The sequence below is a fragment of the Phenylobacterium sp. genome, from assembly GCF_044371015.1.
GTDB lineage: Bacteria > Pseudomonadota > Alphaproteobacteria > Caulobacterales > Caulobacteraceae > Phenylobacterium.
In genome coordinates this window covers 1-17,000 of record NZ_JBILUK010000049.1, presented here as the reverse complement: position 1 = coordinate 17,000, position 17,000 = coordinate 1, and the positions used below count along the sequence as shown (strand labels likewise).

Genomic DNA, 17,000 nt, shown 5'->3' with positions numbered 1-17,000 from the left:
GCCCGCCCCCCCCCGCGACGGCTACGACAAGTACGCGAGGGCCGCTTGAGCGTTTCCACCGCCATCGCGGGGCGCGACGCCTCGGCGCTGCCGTCCCGGCGCGATGAGGACTGGCGCTGGACGGATCTGCGCGGGCTGATCCGCGAGGTGCCGCCGGCGTCGCCGGTGCTGGACGCGACGGGTCTGGGCGACGGGCCTTGGGCGGAGGCGGACGCCGTGGTCATCGCCAACGGGCGAGGGCCGGCGGAGATTGTCGTGCCGTCCGGCGACAGGCTGACCGTCGCGCTGCGGATCGTGTCGCGCGGAGACGGGTCGCATGCGGCCCGCCTTTCGATTCGGCTCGGCGAGGGCGCCAAACTGCGGCTGTTCGAGAGCCATGAGGGCGAGGGCGGATACCTGTCCCACACCGCGCTCGACATCACCCTGGCGACGGGATCCGTTGTGGAGCGTCTGGTGCTGTCGGACGAGGCGGCCGAAAGCGTGGCTGTAGTCGAGGCCGATGTCACCCTCGCCGCGGGCGCTGAGTACGGCCAGACGGTGCTGACGAGCGGCGCGCGACGCCAGCGGATCGAGACGCGGGTGCGCCATCCCGGCGCCAAGGCCAGCGCCAAGCTTGACGCGGTCTATCTGCTGGGCGCCAGGCGGCATGCCGATCTGACCAGTGTCGTGACCCACGCGGGTCCGGACGGAACGACCGTTCAGCTTGCGCGCGGCGTGGTCCGTGAACAGGCGCGGGCCGTGTTCCAGGGCCGGATCGTCGTGGCGGAGGGCGCCGACGAGACGGACGCGCGGATGGGCCATCACGCCCTGATCCTGTCCGACCGCGCCGAGGTGAACGCCAAGCCCGAGCTGGAAATCTACGCCGACGCGGTCTCGTGCGCGCATGGCAACACCATCGGCGCCCTGGACGAGCAGGCGCTGTTCTACATCCGCCAGCGCGGCGTGCCGGAGGCCGAGGCGCGGGCGATGCTGACCGAGGCCTTCGTTGGCGAAGTGATCGACCGGATCTGGAACGAGGACGCGCGCGAACGCGTACGGGCCTGGGTGGCCGGGAGGCTCGCCTGATGGCCTTCGACGCCGAAGCGATCCGCGCCGATTTCCCGATCCTGTCGCGGCAGGTGAACGGCAAGCCGCTGGTCTATCTGGACAGCGCCGCCTCGGCCCAGAAGCCGCGCGCGGTGATTGAGGCCATGAGCCACGCGATGGCGCATTCCTACGCCAATGTGCACCGTGGTCTGCATACGCTGGCCAATGAGACGACCGACGCCTACGAGTCCGCGCGCGACGCGGTGGCGGGGCTGTTGAACGCGGCGCCGACGGAGATCGTCTTCACCAAGGGCGCGACGGAAGCGATCAACCTGGTGGCCTCGGGACTGGCCGAGACCATCCGGCCCGGCGACGAGATCGTGCTCTCCGAGATGGAGCACCACGCCAACATCGTACCCTGGCATTTTCTGCGCGAACGGCGCGGCGCTGTGCTGCGCTGGGTTCCGGTGACCGACGACGGGCGGCTCGATGTGGCGGCCTACGGCGATCTCTTGGGGCCGCGTACGCGAATGGTGGCGCTCAGCCACATGTCCAATGTGCTGGGCACGATCAACGACGCGCGCACCCTGGCGGACATGGCGCACACCGTGGGCGCTCCGATCCTGCTGGACGGCTGCCAGGCGGTGGTCCACCGGCCCGTGGACGTGAAGGCTATCGACGCGGATTTCTATGTCTTCTCCGGCCACAAGCTCTATGGCCCGACCGGCATCGGCGCGCTCTACGGCAAGGCCGAGCGGCTGGCGGCCATGCGGCCCTATCAGGGCGGCGGCGAGATGATCGGCTCGGTGTCGATGGACGTGATCACCTATGCTGACCCGCCGCACCGGTTCGAGGCGGGAACGCCTCCCATCCTAGAAGCGATCGGCCTCAAGGCCGCGATCGACTGGCTTTCCGGTCAGGATCGCGCGGCCATGACGGCGCATGAGGATCGCCTCTACCAGCGGGTCCGCGAGGGTCTCTCCGGCGCAAACTGGCTGCGCGTCCTGGGTGAGGCGCCGGGCAAGGGCGCGATCCTGAGCTTCACGGTGGATGGCGCCCACGCGCACGACGTGGCGCAGATCCTGGATCGATACGGCGTCGCGGTCCGCGCCGGAACCCACTGCGCCGAGCCCCTGATGCGACGTTTCGGCGTCACGTCGAGCGCACGCGCCTCGTTCGCCCCATATAACACTCTGGAGGAGGCCGACGTGTTCGTGGACGCGCTCAGCCGAACCCAGGCCTTCTTCGCTTGAGAGCCTAAGCCGATGGACGACGCCGCCCCGATGGAGACCCGCTCGCCGCCGCTGAGCAAGGCCGAGCTGGATGCGCTGACCGATCAGCTGATCGAACAGCTCAAGACGGTGTTCGACCCGGAGATCCCGGTCGATGTCTATGAGCTGGGCCTGATCTATCGGGTCGATGTTTCCGACGACAAGGACGTGGCCATCGACATGACCCTGACCGCGCCGGGCTGCCCGGTGGCCGGCGAGATGCCCGGCTGGGTGGAAGACGCCGTGCGCGTCATTCCCGAGGTCCGCAACGTGAAGGTGGATCTGGTCTTCGACCCGCCGTGGGACCCCTCGCGCATGAGCGACGAGGCCAAACTCGCCCTGAACATGTTTTGATCATGCAGACCCTCGACATCTCTCCGACGCCCCGCGCCCGCCGGCCCCGACCCCAGGTGGTGACGCTCAGCGACGCCGCCGCCGAGCGCGTGCGGGAGATCATGGCGGCCGCCGCCACGCCCTATGCGGGCCTGCGGGTGGGCGTGAAGAACGGCGGATGCGCCGGCCAGGAGTATGTGCTCGAATACGCCGAGACCGCCGGGCCGCTGGACGAAGTGGTTCAGGACAAGGGCGTCACCATCCTCATCGACCCCAAGGCTGTCCTGTTCCTCATCGGAACCGTGATCGACTACGAAGTCACCAAGCTCTCGGCCAAGTTCGTGTTCCGCAATCCGAACGAGACCGACGCCTGCGGGTGCGGCGAGAGCGTAACCATTACACCAGCGAAACTCGACTGAGGCCGGCAACGGCGCCTATGTTGCTCTGAACGTTGCGGGAGACTCCGATGACCGATGATGTGGAGCTGCGGCGGCTGGCCATGCGCCGGGCCGACATGAAGCTCGCCTTCCGCAGCCATGCCCTGTCGTATGTCATGGTCAATGCGGGTCTGGTCGGGATCTATTTCCTGACCGGGTCGGACTACTTCTGGCCGATCTGGCCCATGCTCGGCTGGGGCATTGGCCTCGCCGCCCATGCCGCCTCGGTCTACTTCAACGGCGATGGCATCCGCGACAGGATGATCGAGGAGGAACTCGAGAAGCTACGCCGCACCCGCGGGCAGTGAACGGAACGCCTCGAACGCCTCACGCGCTTCCCGAACTCGACGGCGGCTGATCGGGACAGTCTGGCCCGATTTCAGGCGGCAACGAACCTCGCTCCCGACGGTGTAGATTTCCGCCACATGGGGCCACGCTACCCAATGTGATCTATGGATCGCCATGCCGGGCGCCCCATGCGTGGTCAACTCATGAACAGCGCGCCCGAAACCGCAGAACAACAACTCGCCGCCAAGGGTCGTTTCAACGTGGACGTAGTGCTGTTCGGCGCGGACGCTGATGATGTCATCACCCAATCGATGCGGAAGTCGCGCCAGGAATCCGGGTCGCCCATCCGCTTGCGCCTCGCCTCCGATCGGGGCCGGTCGCGACCAGCGCACCGCAAGATTCAGCAGCAGCCAGACCGGGACGATCACGCGGACCGCTTCCCAGGCCTCCGATGGCCAGTCGCGCAGAAGGGACCGAAGGTCCGGCGCGTTCGGCGGTGGTCCGCCATCCAGGTCCAATGGCCCTAACCAGGCTTCAAGCGCTACGAAGGCGGGCGTCGAGATCCAAGCCGCCGCCGCGCCGATCAAGGTCAGCCACAGCCAGTAGGGGAGCAGCCGCGCGGCCGGCGACGCCATAACCCATCGGCTGGCCGCGAGGCAGATCGCCAGTGGCAGCCAGACGTTGAGTGCGACCAGTGTGATCCGCTCCGGGAGGGTCAGGCCCACGGTCCGCGTAGGCTCGGAAAGGGCCAATAGGCCGGTCAAAGCCAGTCCCGCGGCAGGGAACAGCCAGCGCCCCCTCAGATCAAAAGCGCCCTTTGTGACGTCTCCGCCGCTCACGTTACACCACTCGTGAATTTGGCCCGCCACTCGTGAAGTACAGCGGCGGCGGCGCTCGACCCAGGCGGAGAGCGACGCCTAGCTGCAGGCCATTCTCCTCCCCAACCCAGGTGCCAGTCATGATCGGTCCATTTCCGTTTTCCCGAGTGTTCGGCCTAGCTGTACTCGGCGTCGCTACGTGCTTCCCCCTAACTGTCGTCGCGGCGGAAAGCGATGCATCTCTAGGCCCCTACGTGGAGATCTTCGGCGGCGCTTCAACGCTTGGTGACCAGAATTTCGACTTCACGCCGAGGGCTGGCGCAAAGGCCAATGGTCGGCTCGATGTTGGCGGCGGTTGGCTCGGCGGCGCCGCTGTAGGTTATCAGGTAAACGAGAATGTCCGGGTTGAAGCGGAGATCATATACACCCGCAATTCTGTCAAAGGCGCCAGCGCCGCAGGTCTCACCGCCACCAATGATGGCGACTACGCCTCACTGGTGCTGATGGGCAACGCACTCTGGGACGTGGGTCGCCTTGAGACCGACTTCGCCCTTTTCAAGCCCTATGTCGGCGTCGGTCTGGGTATGGTCGAAGAGGTGGACTCGGACCTCAAGGGTGGTGTCCCGAGCGAGTTCAGCCAGAGCGGAAAGCTCGCCTATCAGTTTCGCGCGGGGGTGCGCTGGCGCTATGAGAGCGGCGCGATCGCGGGCCTCGGTCTGCGCTACCTTAAGGCCGACAATCCCTCGTTGAAGGGGCCCCGTGGCCGGATCGACGCGGGCTATGACCCGCTGTCGTTCACAGGATCGATCGGCTGGAGCTTCTAGCCGCGCTCAGTCGGCGGCGTAAGCGTAGGGCCCGCCGCGCTCCAGGGCGCGGCGGTAGGCCGGGCGCTGGTGGATGGCTTTCAGGAACGCGGCAAGTCTTGGGCGCCCAAGCCGGAGGCCGGCGCGTTCGGCGGCGGCCTCTACCGGGAAGCTCATCATGATGTCGGCGGCGGAAAAGTCGTCGCCGGCGAACCAGGCGGACTTGCCCAGCTCGCCCTCCCAGTAGTCGAAATGCAGTTTGAGCTGCGGGTCGATGAAGCTCTGTTGCGCGGTCCTGGCGATCATGTTGACCAGCGGGCGCACAAGGCCTGGGGCGCGGGGTGACAGCTCCGAGAACACGAGCTTCAGCAGCAGAGGCGGCATCGCCGAGCCCTCCGCATAGTGCAGCCAATAGCGCAGGCGGCGGTGGTCCGCCGTGCCGGTCGGCGGCGCCAGGCGGCCGCCGCCATGCCGTTCCAGCATGTACTCCAGGATCGCGCCGGTCTCAGCGATCACCTCACCGTCGTCGGTGATGACCGGCGACTTGCCGAGCGGATGAACCGCCTTCAGGCTCTCCGGCGCCAGCATGGTCTGCGGGTCGCGGGCGTACCGAACCATCTCATAGGGAACCTCGAGTTCCTCAAGCAGCCACAAGACACGCTGCGAGCGCGAATTCTCAAGGTGATGGACGGTGAGCATGGCGCCTATTTGCCGGAGAACTTCGCCGGACGCTTCTCGATGAACGCCATGACGCCCTCGCGGGAATCCGACGTACGGCCTGCTGCGCCCTGGCCATAGGCCTCGGCTTCCAGCTGAATCGCCCATTCCGCGTCGAGCGCGTCCCAGACCAGATTGCGGGTCAAGCCGAGCGAGGCGGGGCCGTCGGCCAGCGCACGGGCGTACTGCATGGCGGCGTCCATGAGGTCGGCGTCGGGCACGGCGCGGTTGATCAGTCCCCACTCGGCGGCGGTCTTGGCGGGAAGTTTTTCGCCCAGCAGCATGAGTTCCATGGCGCGCGCCTTGCCGACCAGGCGCGGCAGCAGCCAGGTGGCGCCGCCATCGGGCACAAGGCCAATGCGACGGAACGCCAGCAGGAAGTAGCTGCTTTCGGCCGCCACGCAGAGATCACAGGCCAGGGCCAGGGACACTCCGACCCCGGCGGCGACGCCGTTGACCGCCGCGACGAGCGGCTTGGGTGAGCGCCGAAGCGAGGTGACGAAAGGATTGTAGATCTGGAGCAGGGACTGGTTGGGTCCCTGATTGGTCGCCGGCCGCGCCGCGCCGCCGCCGCCGGACAGATTGGCTCCGGAACAGAAGCCACGACCCTCGCCCGTGATCACGATGGCGCGCACCGAGTCGTCATAGGCGAAGGCCTGGAACGCGGCGTTGAGGTCGGCCATCAGTTCCATGCCCGCCGCGTTCAGCGTACCCGGGTCGTAGAGCGTGATGATGCCGACACCGTTGTCGATGGCGGTCTTGACCTTGGCGGGGGCCTGGGCGCCGTCCATGGCGATCTCCTTAGGAACTGGAGCGCCCAGGGAGGGCCGCTGTCGCGGCGTCAGTCAACCGGTTTGCAGGCGGCTCAGGCGGCGTGGACGTCGGTCAGGACCGCTTCGGCCAGCGTCGTCTTGTTTCGTCCGCCACGCTTGGAGGCGTACATCGCCGCGTCGGCCCGTTCGACGAGCGCCTGGGGACCTTCGCCGCGCCGGAACATGGCGATGCCGGATGAGATCGTGATCGCGCCGAGATCCTCGCTGGTCGAGCGGCGCTTGAGCACTCGCGAGCTGATCTCCTCGCGCGCCGCCTCCAGGGCCGCATAGACCATTTCCATTTTCTCGGCGGGAAAGATCATGGCGAACTCTTCGCCGCCGTAGCGGGCCGAGAAGCGGGGCGGCGTGGCGACGCGGCCGATGACGCTGGCGACGTAGCGGATCACCTGGTCGCCGGTCTGGTGGCCCCAAGTGTCGTTGAACGCCTTGAAGTGGTCGATATCGATGATCGCCAGGGCCAGTGGCTCACTGGTGGTCTCCGCATGTAGGCAGGCGCTGGCCAGACTCTCGTCAAAGGCCTTCCGATTGTAGAGGCCGGTCAGCCCATCGGTCATGGCCTCGCGACGGACCAGCTCAAGGTGATCTCGCAGACGGCCGAGCTCGTCGTTGGTCTCGGTCAGCCGCGCCTCCAGCGACTTGTTCTCCTCGCGGACCTTTGCGGTGGCCAGGGAGAGATTCTGGACGATCTCGCGAACATTGGCGGTGTCTTCGCCCGGCTTGAGGTCGCCGCTGGCGGTGGCGAGGGTGGCGCCGTAGGCCTCGCTGTTCTCGCGGGCGGTTTCCAGGGCCTTGCTGACGCTGTCGATCTCGGCCGTGAGCGTCTTGCCGGCGTCGAGCAGTTCGCTGGTCAGCTTGGCCTGTGGCAGGTGCTGGGCGGCGATCGCCTCGCCCACGGCCTCGGTGAACGGCTTGCCGGCCTGGATGATGCTGTCGATCTCGGACCCGACTTTGCCGCCCTTGGAGGTGACATAGTGCAGCCACAATTCAAAGTTGATCGCCGTCGGCCAGACGTTGTTGGCTTCCATGGCCTCGAGCGCCTTCCGGGCGAGGTCATAGGCGCGTGGGCCGCGGAGGAGGGCGTCGATGTCCTTGCTCATGGGGCGTGAGCCTAGACCCGTGACCGCAAACGAGCGGTTAAGCGCCCCGGCTCAGCCGACCTTGCGATCCCGGCCCTCCCAATAGGGCTTGCGAAGTTCGCGACGCAGCACCTTGCCGGAGGGGTTGCGAGGCAGGGCGTCGATGAAGTCGACCGACTTCGGCGCCTTGTATCCGGCGATCCGTTCTCGGGCCCAGGCGATCACCTCGGCAGGAGTCGGGTCGGCGCCCGGCTTGCGTACGACGATGGCCTTCACCGCCTCGCCCCAGCGCTCATCGGGCACGCCGATAACGGCGGCGTCGGCCACGCCGGGGCAGCCCAGGATCGCGTTCTCGACCTCGGCCGGATAGACGTTCTCGCCGCCGGATACGATCATGTCCTTCACCCGGTCATGGACGAAGAAAAAGCCGGCCTCGTCGCGGAAGCCCGCGTCGCCGGTGCGCAGCCAGCCGTCGGGCCGGATGGTCTCGGCTGTGGCTTCCGGCCGGTTCCAGTAGCCCGCCATGACGATCGCCCCGCGGATCTCGATCTCGCCGATCTCGCCGGGCGGCAGAGCGTTGCCGTCTTCGTCGGCGATGCGGGTCTCGAGGCCCGCCCAGCACTTGCCGCAGGACCGCAGGAACTCGCCGTGGTGATCGGCAGGCGACAGGGTCGTGCCCGCGCCGGTGGTCTCGGTCATGCCGTAGAACTGGATGAAGCCGCAGCCGAAGGTCTGAGTCGCCTTGGCCAGCACGGCCTCGGAGATGGGCGAGGCGCCGTAGGAGACCGTCTTCAGGCTCGAATAGTTGGTGGTCTCCACGCCCGGCGTCTGCAACAGCACGTTGATCATCACCGGCGCCATGAAGACGTGCGCGATCCGCTCGCCTTCGATGGCCTTCAGCACGGCGGGCGGGACGAACTCGGCGTGCAGCACCAGCCGTCCACCGGACGCCAGCCCCGCGAAGCTGATGTTGGTTCCGGCCACGTGGAACATGGGCATCAGGATCAGCACGCTGTCTTCGGCGTCGTAGCTGAAGCCACCGATCTGGTGCCGTAGGCCCAGGAACGCGCTGTAGTTGGCGTTGGTCAGGCGCACGCCCTTGGGAAGCCCGGTGGTCCCGGACGTGTAGAGCTGCAGCACGTCATCCTCGGCGCGGGGGCGTTCCAGCCGCGGCGCCGGCGCCGCCGCGCGCAGGTCGGCGTAGCTCGCGAACACCGGGTGCGTCCCGCCGACCGCGATGGTGCGGATCGGTCGGTCGATCTGTTCGAGCACCGCCTGCGCGGCTTCGAAGAATTCCGGGGTGACGAAGAACACATTGGCGGCGGAGTCCTTCAGAATGAAGGCGATCTCCGGCACGGCGAGTCGCGAGTTGATCGGCGCGAAGGCTGCCCGCGCCTTGGCGACGCCGAAGAAAATCTCGAACCAGGCCTCAGAGGGACGCCCCAGCCAGGCGACCCGATCCCCGGGCTTTACGCCCTCGGCCTGCAGGAACCCCGCCACGGCGTCGGAGCGGCGTTCAAGCTCGCCATAGCTCAGGTCGCGACCCTCGAAGTGAATGGCGACCCGCGCGCCCTGTTCACGGCCGAAGATCTGCGGAATATCGATAAGCAGCTGGATCGGATCTTCGGTCATGCCCTGTCGCGTTTCCTGGCGCGGATCTGTGATCGCCCGCGGCGCGCAACAGTTAGTGTGACTTGGGCATGGCGCAATCGCTGAGTCGGACGTTTCGGGCGTGAAAGAACGCGAAGCTGATGACGTGTTCTGATGGCGTAAAGTCAGGGGGGAGACCGATGGGACGAGATCAAGGTGCATGGCGTGGGCTGGTCGCTGCCGGTATGGCGGCTGTGGCGCTCGCGGCCGGACTGCCCGGGCCGGTCCTGGCGCAACGCGCGCCCTCGGCCGCGCAGGCTGAGCGCTGGCCCGGGCTTCCGCCCGGCGCCGTCGAGGAGACGATGACCCTCCGCGACGGCGTGAAGCTGGCGGCCAACGTCTACAAGCCGGCCGGCAAGGGCCCCTGGCCCGTGGTGTTGTCGCGGACCCCCTACCTGAAGGACGGGCGCGTTACGGCCGACGTCCCCAAGCCCGGCGAGGCGCTGGCGCGCCAGGCCAAGCGCTACACCGACGCCGGCTATGTTTTCGTATTGCAGGATGTGCGCGGGAAGGGCCGCTCCCAGGGCTTCTACGCCGCTTTCGAAAACGACATCGAGGATGGCTACGACGCGGTCGAGTGGGCCGGAACCCAGCCCTGGAGCAACGGCAAGGTCGGGATGACCGGCGGCTCGGCCCTGGGCATCACCGCCAATTCGGCCGCCATGGCCGCGCCGCCGCATCTGAAGGCCGCCTATGTGGTGGTCGCGCCGGCCGACCGGCTTTCCTACAGCTATCCCGGTGGCGTGCTGAAGGAGAAGGACACCCTCGGCTGGCTGCGCGGGCAGGGCGTTTCGGAAGACGTGCTCAATCGAACCCGCGCGCGGTCGCTGGACGACGTGTCCTGGAACCGCGTGGCGATGACCACCAACCGGAAATACATCCGGATTCCGATCTTCAATGTCGGCGGCTGGTACGACATCTTCAACGGCGGCACGGTCGACAACTTCCAGTACCTGCAGAATGAGGGCGCCGACGGCGCGCGCGGCAATCAGAAGCTGCTGATGGGGCCGTTCGGCCACGGACAGCTCTCCGGTGATCTGGCCTATCCGGGATCCGACCGGCTGAGCCTCGGCGGCGACCAGGAGATCCGCTGGTTCGACTACTGGCTGAAGGGCGAGGCGAACGGGATCATGGATGAGCCGCCCGTCCAGTATTTCATGATGGCCAGCGCTCGGAAGGGCGCCTATTCGGCCAAGAACCGCATGCTGGCCTCGGCCAACTGGCCTCCCGCGCACCGGGAAGTGCGGTTCTATCCGGCCCCGGACCTCAGCCTTTCCACCCGACCGCCTCCCGAGGCGCCGGCCAGGCTCAGCTATCAGTTCGATCCGGCCAATCCGGCCCCGACCTTCGGCGGCGCCAACCTCACCTTCGAGCGCGGGCCGGAAGACCAGCGCAAGGTTGGCCAGCGCGCGGACTATCTGCGATTCCAGACCCCGCCGCTGGAGAAGGACCTGATCATCTCGGGTCCGGTCTCGGTTGAGCTCTACGCTTCGACCGATGGGCCGGACACCGACTTCGTGGCCAAGCTGGTGGATGTCTATCCCGACGGTTACGAGGCGCTGATCCTGGATGCGCCGATCCGCGCAAGCTTCCGCAACGGACGGGGCGCTGACCAGATCAGGATGATGACGCCCGGCGCGCCTGAGAAGCTGGTGATCGATCTGTGGCCGACCGCGATCACCTTCGAGAAGGGACACCGGATCGCCCTGCACATCTCTTCGTCGAACGCGCCAAGGTTCGAGGTGAACCCCAACACCGGCGACCCGCCCGGGGCGGCCAAGGCGCCCCCAAGGGTCGCCACCAACGCGATCCATATGGATGCGGCCCATCCGACGGCGCTGGTGCTGCCGGTCGTCTATCCGGCGGAATAGGTCATGTCCGGCAAGAAGCCCGACGATGTGGACCCCGCCCTGCGGGCGATGTTCGAGGCGCTGGAGGCCAGGCCGGCGCCCGCGAGTCTGATCGAGGCGGTGGACCGCCTGGCGGACGGGATCACGCCAGCCCGCGCGCCGCCGGCGCCGGCCGCCCCGCCATCTCCGCGGCGGATTCGGCGTCGAGCAGGATCGCCAGCCGGGTCCGGGCGCGGTTGACCCGGCTCTTGATCGTGCCGAGCGCGCAGCCGCAGACCTCGGCCGCTTCCTCGTAGGAGAGACCGGCCGCGCCGACGAGGATGATGGCTTCGCGCTGGTCTTCGGGCAGTTCCTGTAACGCCGCGCGCATGGCGGTCATCGCCACGGACCAAGGCTGCCCGGCCTCCACGATCTGCGTTTCGGCATGGGCGCCGTCCGGGTCGGGCGTCTCGCGGCGACGGCGGACAACCTGGGTGTACCAGGTGTTGCGCAGGATCGTGAACAGCCAGGCCCGCAGGTTGGTGCCCACCTGAAACCGGTGGCGGTTGGCCCAGGCCTTGACCAGGGCGTCCTGCACGAGGTCGTCGGCGTCGGCCCCATTCCGGCAGAGCGACCAGGCAAAGGCGCGCAGGGCCGGAATCTGCCCGACGATCGCCTCACGCCATGCCTCAACGGACTGCATCCACGGATCCCAGATGATCTGGGGCCAATCTGCCCTAGCCCTGGTTGAACGCGGCGCGCGGGCGCCCGTTCCACGGGTCGCCGGCTATTCGCGGCGCAAGGCTTCGATCGGGTCGAGACGGGCGGCGCGCCACGAAGGATAGGCGCCGAAGATCAAGCCCACCGCCATGGAGAAACCCAAGGCCAGAGGTCCAGCCCAGGCGGGAATGCCCGGGGGCCAGTCGCCCAGCTTGGCGATGCCCCAGGCGCCGGCCACGCCGAGCGCGAGCCCGATCAGGCCGCCCACCAGAGAGAGCGCCACCGACTCCAGGGCGAACTGGATCAGGATTTGGCTGCGTTTGGCGCCGACGGCCATCCGCAGGCCGATCTCACGCGTTCGCTCGGTCACCGCCACCAGCATGATGTTCATGATCCCGACGCCGCCCACCACGAGCGAAACGCCGGCGACAGCCGACAGCAGGACGGTGAAGGTTCCGATGGCGGCCTGGCTGGCCTCGAGCACCGAGGCGAGATTCTGGCTCTGGAAATCGTCTTCCTCGCCGGGCCGGATCTTGTGCTGGTCGCGCAGGACGTTGGTGAGATCCTCCTGCACCTGATCCAGGCTGTCCTCGTCGATGGCCTTCACATAGATGGTGTTGACGCTGTCGGCCCGGATGCCGCGGCCGACGATGCGGGATCGGACGGCGGGCAGGGGGGCCAGGACCACGTCGTCCTGATCCTGGCCGAATCCGGACTGGCCCTTGCTCTCCAGCACGCCGACGATCTCGAAGGGGACGTTGCGCACCCGCATGCGGCGACCGAGCGGGTCGGACTCGCCGAACAGTTCTCGGGCCACCGTCGGGCCGATCACCGCCACCTTGCGGCCCTGGCGGGCTTCGCGTTCATCGAACATTCGGCCCGAGGCGATGACCAGGTCGCGGGCGATCAGATACTCCGGTGTCACGCCCTGGATCTGGGAGTTCCAGTTTGCGCCGTCGGCCGAGAGCTGGCCCTGGCCCCGCACCTGGGGCGCCACGGCGGCGATGTTCTCCACCTGACGGGCGATGGCCTCGACGTCCGAGTCACGCAGAGTGGCGCCGACATTGGCGCCCTGGGAGACCGGCCCGCGCTGAAAGTTGGGCGTCACGATGATCAGGTTCGATCCGAGACCGGAGATGGCGCCGGTGACCCGCGCCTGAGCCCCCAGGCCGATGGACGTCATCATCACCACGGCGGCGACGCCGATCACCACCCCGAGCGACGTCAGCACGCTGCGCATCTTGTGGGCGATGATCGCGCCGATCGCGAAGCGGACCAGTTCGAAGGGGCTCATGCGGTCACCGCCGAGCGCTCGTCGGAGACGATCAGACCGTCGCGGAAGGCGACCCGGCGCTGGGCCTGGGCCGCGACGTCCGGGTCGTGGGTGACGATGGCCAGGGTCAGTCCATCGGCGTTGAGTTCTGTGAACAGCCGAAGCACTTCTTCGCCGGTGTGGCTGTCGAGCGCGCCGGTCGGTTCATCAGCGAGCAGCAGGTCGGGCCGGTTGGCGAGCGACCGGGCGATGGCCACCCTCTGCTGCTGGCCGCCGGAGAGCTGGGTCGGCCGATGGCCCATGCGGGATCCCAGGCCAACCCGCTCCAGCAGTTCCGCCGCACGCTGCTTGCGCGCGCTGCGCGGCATGCCCGCGTAAACCATCGGCAGCTCGACGTTCTGCAGCGCGGAAAGCCGGGGCAGGAGCTGGAACGACTGAAAGACGAAACCGATCCGGCGACGCCGGAAGTCGGCCAGGCTGTTGTCGTCGAACCCGCCAACATCCTCGCCTTCGAAGGCGTAGCGACCGCTCGTGGGTCGGTCGAGACCGCCCAGGATGTTCATCATGGTCGACTTGCCCGAGCCGGAGGGCCCGATAATGGCCAGGTACTCGCCGCGCGCGACCTTCAGGTCGACGCCGGCCAGCGCGGCGACCCGCTCCTCGCCCATCACGTAGACCTTGGTGAGGCCGGAGAGCTCGATCATTCGCCCAACCGCGCCCGGACGCTGGGGGGCGGGCCGCCGCCGAACCCGCGCGGTCCGGCCTTGGGTCCGCCGCCGAGGATCACCTGGTCGCCGGCTTTCAACTCGGCGCTCACCACCTCGACCACTGTGCCGTCGGTGGCGCCGACCCGCACCGCGATGGCCTTGGGCGCGTCGTCCCGGACCACATAGACCGTTCCCGGGCGCATGCCGTCGGCCGAGGGCGGCGCCCGGGTCGGCGGCGGGGCCGCGGGCTTCGCGTCGGCGTTGTCGGGGCCCCGACGCGGCGGCGCGGGCGGGGTCCAGCGAAGCGCCGTGGCCGGAATTTTCAGCACGTTGCGGCGCACGTCGATGATGATATCGGCGTTGGCGGTCATGCCGGGGAGCAGCATTCGGGCCGGATTGTCGGCCTCCGCAATCACCGTGTAGGCGACCACGTTCTGGGTGGTGGTCGGCTGCTTGCGCACCTGGGTGACCACGCCGGTGAATGCGTCATCCGGGAAGGCATCGACCGTGAACCGCACGGCCTGGCCTTCGCGGACCTGGCCCACGTCGGCCTCGTCGACGCTGATCCGGACCTCCACCTTCGACAGGTCCTGGGCGATCGTGAACAGCACCGGCGCCTGGAAGCTGGCCGCCACCGTCTGGCCCGGCTCCACCTTGCGGTCGACCACGACGCCGTTGATCGGCGAGACGATGGTCGTGCGGACCAGGTCGGCGCGTTGAATGCGCAGGGTCGCCTGGCTCTGCCCGACCCGGGCGCGGGCGGCGGCGAGATTGGCGCGCGCCACGCCGAGCGCCGCGGTCGCCTGATCCAGCACCGCCGGAGAACTGATGCCCTGGTCGACCAGGGTCTTCTTGCGCGCGAAGTCCGCCTCGGCGTTGGCGAGGGTGGCCTGGGCCTGCCGCACCTGGGCCTCGCCGGCGTTGATGTCGGCCAGGCTCTGGGCGACGCGGGACTGGAAGGTCTGGGGATCGATCACCGCCAGGGTCTGGCCGGCGCGCACGTTGTCGTTGAAATCGGCCAGCACGCGGGTGACCAGCCCGGAGATCTGCGAGCCGACATCGACGGTGATCAGCGCCTGCAGGGATCCCGACGCCGAGACCGCCCGGGTCACATCGCCACGCTCCACGGCGCCGAAGCGATAGGGCTCGGCCGGCGGCTTGGGCCGCATCTGGCAGGCGGCGAAAATCGCCAGGAAGACCAGCACGATCCCGCCGCCGATCAGGACCGGGCGGGGGATGCGGAAGCGACGACGGGCGTTGGCGGCGAGGCTCATGGGGCTCCAGCTTCCAGAACGGGCCTGAGCCCGCCGCGATGTTGCAACAGTTCGGCGTTACGCGCCGATTTCATTTGAGATACCTGTCTGCCTGGATTTCGTCAGGATCGGGAGAGGCAAGATGTTCGACGTGCGCGTCGCCGAGGCGTCGGAACTGGATGCGGTCCTTCAGACGCTGACCCTGGCCTTCGCCACCGATCCGCCGGTGCGTTACCTGTTCAGCGGGCCGGCGGCGTACCTGGCGGGCTATCCCCGGTTCGCCCGCGCCATGGGCGGCGGCGGGGCCGGCGCGGGCGGCGCCTGGCTGGCCGAAGGCGGTGCGGCGGCCGCGCTCTGGCTGCCGCCCGGTTTCCAGTCCGACAGCGATGCCATGGGCGAGGTGATTGGCGAGTTCATCGATGAGGCCAAGTTGCCGGTCATGGGCCAGGTGGTGGAAGGCATCACCCGCTATCATCCGCACGAGCCGCACTGGTACCTCTCAATGATCGGCGTCGATCCGGCGCGCCAGGGCCTGGGTCTGGGTTCGGCGTTGCTGAAGGCCGGTCTCGCCCGCGTCGACGCCGACCACCTCCCGGCCTATCTGGAGAGTTCCCACCCCCGCAACGTGCCGCTCTACGAACGCTTCGGCTTCGAGGTCATGGGCGTGATCCAGCCCGAAGACTTCCCCCCGCTGATCCCGATGTACCGCGCCGCGCGGTAGGACCAGACCTCCCGCCGCTTCGCGGGGGAGGTTAGGGCGGCATCAGCCCCAACTCTTTGGCCGGATCTCGCCGCGCGAGGTCTCCGTGGAACCTTCGGCTTGGTTATCGCCCCTTAACCATCCGGGTGACTAGAGTCGTACATCGACTCACCGGGACCCATCGTGCTCGCCGCCATCCGCCCCTTCCTGCCCACGGCCCTGCTGGCGGCGCTGATCTGCTACTTCGCGGTGCATGGCTTCATCGGCGAGGGCGGGCTGCTTCAGTCCGAGGTGCGTGACGCCACCCTGATCGCCAAGCGTGAGGAACTGGCCAAGGTGACCGCCCAGCGGCACGAGCTGGAGATGCGCGCCCGCCTGCTGCGCGATGAGAGCCTTTCGGCGGATCTGTTGGAGGAGCGCGCACGCTCCCTGCTAGGCTTCGCCGATCCCAGGGACTATGTCATCCGGATGGATCCGTAAGGCCTGCTTCGCGGCGGCCCGGGCGGTTCGCTGGGACATACGGAGCAGGGCATGGCGCGCGGGCAGACCGTCCGAAAGGCCAAGACCGCGAAGGACGCGGGCGGGAAGGACGAGCTCCTCAAGTATTACCGGGAGATGCTGCTCATCCGCCGCTTCGAGGAGCGGGCGGGGCAGCTCTACGGCATGGGGCTGATCGGCGGCTTCTGCCACCTCTATATCGGCCAGGAAGCCATAGCCGTGGGCTGCGAGGCCGCCAAGCGGCCGGGCGACCAGTTCATCACCGGCTATCGCGACCACGGCCACATGCTGGTGGCCGGCATGGACCCGCGCGAGGTCATGGCCGAGCTGACCGGGCGCTCCGGCGGATCGTCCAAGGGCAAGGGCGGCTCGATGCACATGTTCTCGACCGAGGCGGCCTTCTACGGCGGCCACGGGATCGTCGGCGCCCAGGTGGCGCTGGGCACTGGGCTCGCGCTGGCCAACAGCTATCGCAACGACGGCAAGGTGAGCTTTGCGTTCTTCGGCGACGGCGCCTCGAACCAGGGCCAGGTCTATGAGAGCTTCAACATGGCGGCGGTGTGGAAGCTGCCGGTGGTCTATGTGATCGAGAACAACCAGTACGCCATGGGCACGGCCATCGACCGGTCGACCTCGGAGGTCGAGCTCTACAAGCGCGGCATCTCGTTCAACATCCCGGGCGAGCCGGTGGACGGGATGGACGTGCTGGCCGTCAAGGCGGCGGCGGAGCGCGCCTGCGAACACTGCCGGGCCGGCAAGGGGCCCTAC

19 protein-coding genes are annotated in these 17,000 nt (G+C 68.0%); 10 read left to right on the top strand and 9 right to left on the bottom strand.

What is annotated here, in order from left to right; genetic code table 11:
- The 5 genes from sufD to ACIQ3R_RS06365 form a co-directional block, all read left to right on the top strand.
- Positions 1–1,065, top strand: a 1,065-nt coding sequence (gene sufD, locus ACIQ3R_RS06385; protein WP_397416400.1) for a Fe-S cluster assembly protein SufD, incomplete at its 5' end; no start/stop codon positions are given.
- Positions 1,065–2,279, top strand: a complete 1,215-nt coding sequence (locus ACIQ3R_RS06380; protein ID WP_397416397.1) for an aminotransferase class V-fold PLP-dependent enzyme — start codon at positions 1,065–1,067, stop codon at positions 2,277–2,279. The genes sufD and ACIQ3R_RS06380, both read left to right, overlap by 1 nt.
- A gap of 12 nt (positions 2,280–2,291) precedes the next feature.
- Complete coding sequence (locus ACIQ3R_RS06375) at positions 2,292–2,651, top strand: SUF system Fe-S cluster assembly protein (protein ID WP_397416395.1); 360 nt, start codon at positions 2,292–2,294, stop codon at positions 2,649–2,651.
- Between the two features lie 2 nt (positions 2,652–2,653).
- Entirely contained in the window at positions 2,654–3,049 is a 396-nt protein-coding gene (locus ACIQ3R_RS06370) for a HesB/IscA family protein (protein ID WP_397416393.1), read from the top strand.
- Positions 3,050–3,096: 47 nt separating this feature from the next.
- On the top strand, positions 3,097–3,375 hold the full coding sequence (locus ACIQ3R_RS06365; RefSeq protein WP_397416391.1) for a 2TM domain-containing protein: 279 nt from the start codon (positions 3,097–3,099) through the stop codon (positions 3,373–3,375).
- Here the strand turns inward: ACIQ3R_RS06365 and ACIQ3R_RS06360 are convergent.
- On the bottom strand, positions 3,352–4,080 hold the full coding sequence (locus ACIQ3R_RS06360) for a LytTR family DNA-binding domain-containing protein (protein WP_397416389.1): 729 nt from the start codon (positions 4,078–4,080) through the stop codon (positions 3,352–3,354). The two genes, ACIQ3R_RS06365 and ACIQ3R_RS06360, sit on opposite strands and share 24 nt — an antisense overlap.
- 233 nt (positions 4,081–4,313) lie before the next feature.
- On the opposite strand from ACIQ3R_RS06360, the gene ACIQ3R_RS06355 reads away from it, so the two are divergent.
- Positions 4,314–4,997: an outer membrane protein gene (locus ACIQ3R_RS06355; RefSeq protein ID WP_397416387.1), complete on the top strand. Its 684-nt coding sequence runs from the start codon at positions 4,314–4,316 to the stop codon at positions 4,995–4,997.
- A 6-nt stretch (positions 4,998–5,003) separates the two neighbouring features.
- On the opposite strand, the gene ACIQ3R_RS06350 is transcribed toward ACIQ3R_RS06355, so the two are convergent.
- The 4 genes from ACIQ3R_RS06350 to ACIQ3R_RS06335 form a co-directional block, all read right to left on the bottom strand.
- Positions 5,004–5,675 (bottom strand): glutathione S-transferase, encoded by a 672-nt coding sequence (locus tag ACIQ3R_RS06350; protein WP_397416385.1) that lies wholly within the window; start codon positions 5,673–5,675, stop codon positions 5,004–5,006.
- 5 nt (positions 5,676–5,680) lie between these two features.
- Positions 5,681–6,484, bottom strand: coding sequence for an enoyl-CoA hydratase/isomerase (locus ACIQ3R_RS06345; RefSeq protein WP_397416383.1), 804 nt, complete (start codon positions 6,482–6,484; stop codon positions 5,681–5,683).
- A gap of 74 nt (positions 6,485–6,558) precedes the next feature.
- Positions 6,559–7,623, bottom strand: a complete 1,065-nt coding sequence (locus tag ACIQ3R_RS06340) for a GGDEF domain-containing protein (RefSeq protein WP_397416381.1) — start codon at positions 7,621–7,623, stop codon at positions 6,559–6,561.
- A 51-nt stretch (positions 7,624–7,674) separates the two neighbouring features.
- Complete coding sequence (locus ACIQ3R_RS06335) at positions 7,675–9,234, bottom strand: long-chain-fatty-acid--CoA ligase (RefSeq protein WP_397416379.1); 1,560 nt, start codon at positions 9,232–9,234, stop codon at positions 7,675–7,677.
- Positions 9,235–9,392: 158 nt separating this feature from the next.
- Here ACIQ3R_RS06335 and ACIQ3R_RS06330 point away from each other — a divergent pair, with 158 nt between their 5' ends.
- Positions 9,393–11,123 (top strand): CocE/NonD family hydrolase, encoded by a 1,731-nt coding sequence (locus tag ACIQ3R_RS06330; RefSeq protein ID WP_397416377.1) that lies wholly within the window; start codon positions 9,393–9,395, stop codon positions 11,121–11,123.
- Between the two features lie 121 nt (positions 11,124–11,244).
- Here the strand turns inward: ACIQ3R_RS06330 and ACIQ3R_RS06325 are convergent, their stop codons facing one another.
- The 4 genes from ACIQ3R_RS06325 to ACIQ3R_RS06310 form a co-directional block, all read right to left on the bottom strand.
- Positions 11,245–11,784, bottom strand: a complete 540-nt coding sequence (locus ACIQ3R_RS06325; RefSeq protein WP_397416374.1) for a sigma-70 family RNA polymerase sigma factor — start codon at positions 11,782–11,784, stop codon at positions 11,245–11,247.
- An 84-nt stretch (positions 11,785–11,868) separates the two neighbouring features.
- Positions 11,869–13,095: an ABC transporter permease gene (locus tag ACIQ3R_RS06320; protein ID WP_397416372.1), complete on the bottom strand. Its 1,227-nt coding sequence runs from the start codon at positions 13,093–13,095 to the stop codon at positions 11,869–11,871.
- A complete protein-coding gene (locus tag ACIQ3R_RS06315) occupies positions 13,092–13,778 on the bottom strand; it encodes an ABC transporter ATP-binding protein (protein WP_397416368.1) in 687 nt (228 codons plus the stop codon). Before ACIQ3R_RS06315 ends, ACIQ3R_RS06320 begins: the two co-directional genes overlap by 4 nt.
- Complete coding sequence (locus ACIQ3R_RS06310) at positions 13,775–15,055, bottom strand: efflux RND transporter periplasmic adaptor subunit (RefSeq protein ID WP_397416366.1); 1,281 nt, start codon at positions 15,053–15,055, stop codon at positions 13,775–13,777. Before ACIQ3R_RS06310 ends, ACIQ3R_RS06315 begins: the two co-directional genes overlap by 4 nt.
- Positions 15,056–15,176: 121 nt before the next feature.
- Here ACIQ3R_RS06310 and ACIQ3R_RS06305 point away from each other — a divergent pair, with 121 nt between their 5' ends.
- The 3 genes from ACIQ3R_RS06305 to ACIQ3R_RS06295 form a co-directional block, all read left to right on the top strand.
- On the top strand, positions 15,177–15,755 hold the full coding sequence (locus ACIQ3R_RS06305; RefSeq protein ID WP_397416364.1) for a GNAT family N-acetyltransferase: 579 nt from the start codon (positions 15,177–15,179) through the stop codon (positions 15,753–15,755).
- 162 nt (positions 15,756–15,917) lie between these two features.
- The gene (locus ACIQ3R_RS06300; protein ID WP_397416361.1) at positions 15,918–16,214 is read left to right on the top strand and encodes a septum formation initiator family protein; all 297 of its coding nucleotides are present in this window, start codon (positions 15,918–15,920) and stop codon (positions 16,212–16,214) included.
- Between the two features lie 51 nt (positions 16,215–16,265).
- A partial coding sequence (locus ACIQ3R_RS06295) for a thiamine pyrophosphate-dependent enzyme (RefSeq protein WP_397416359.1) occupies positions 16,266–17,000 on the top strand: 735 nt, incomplete at its 3' end.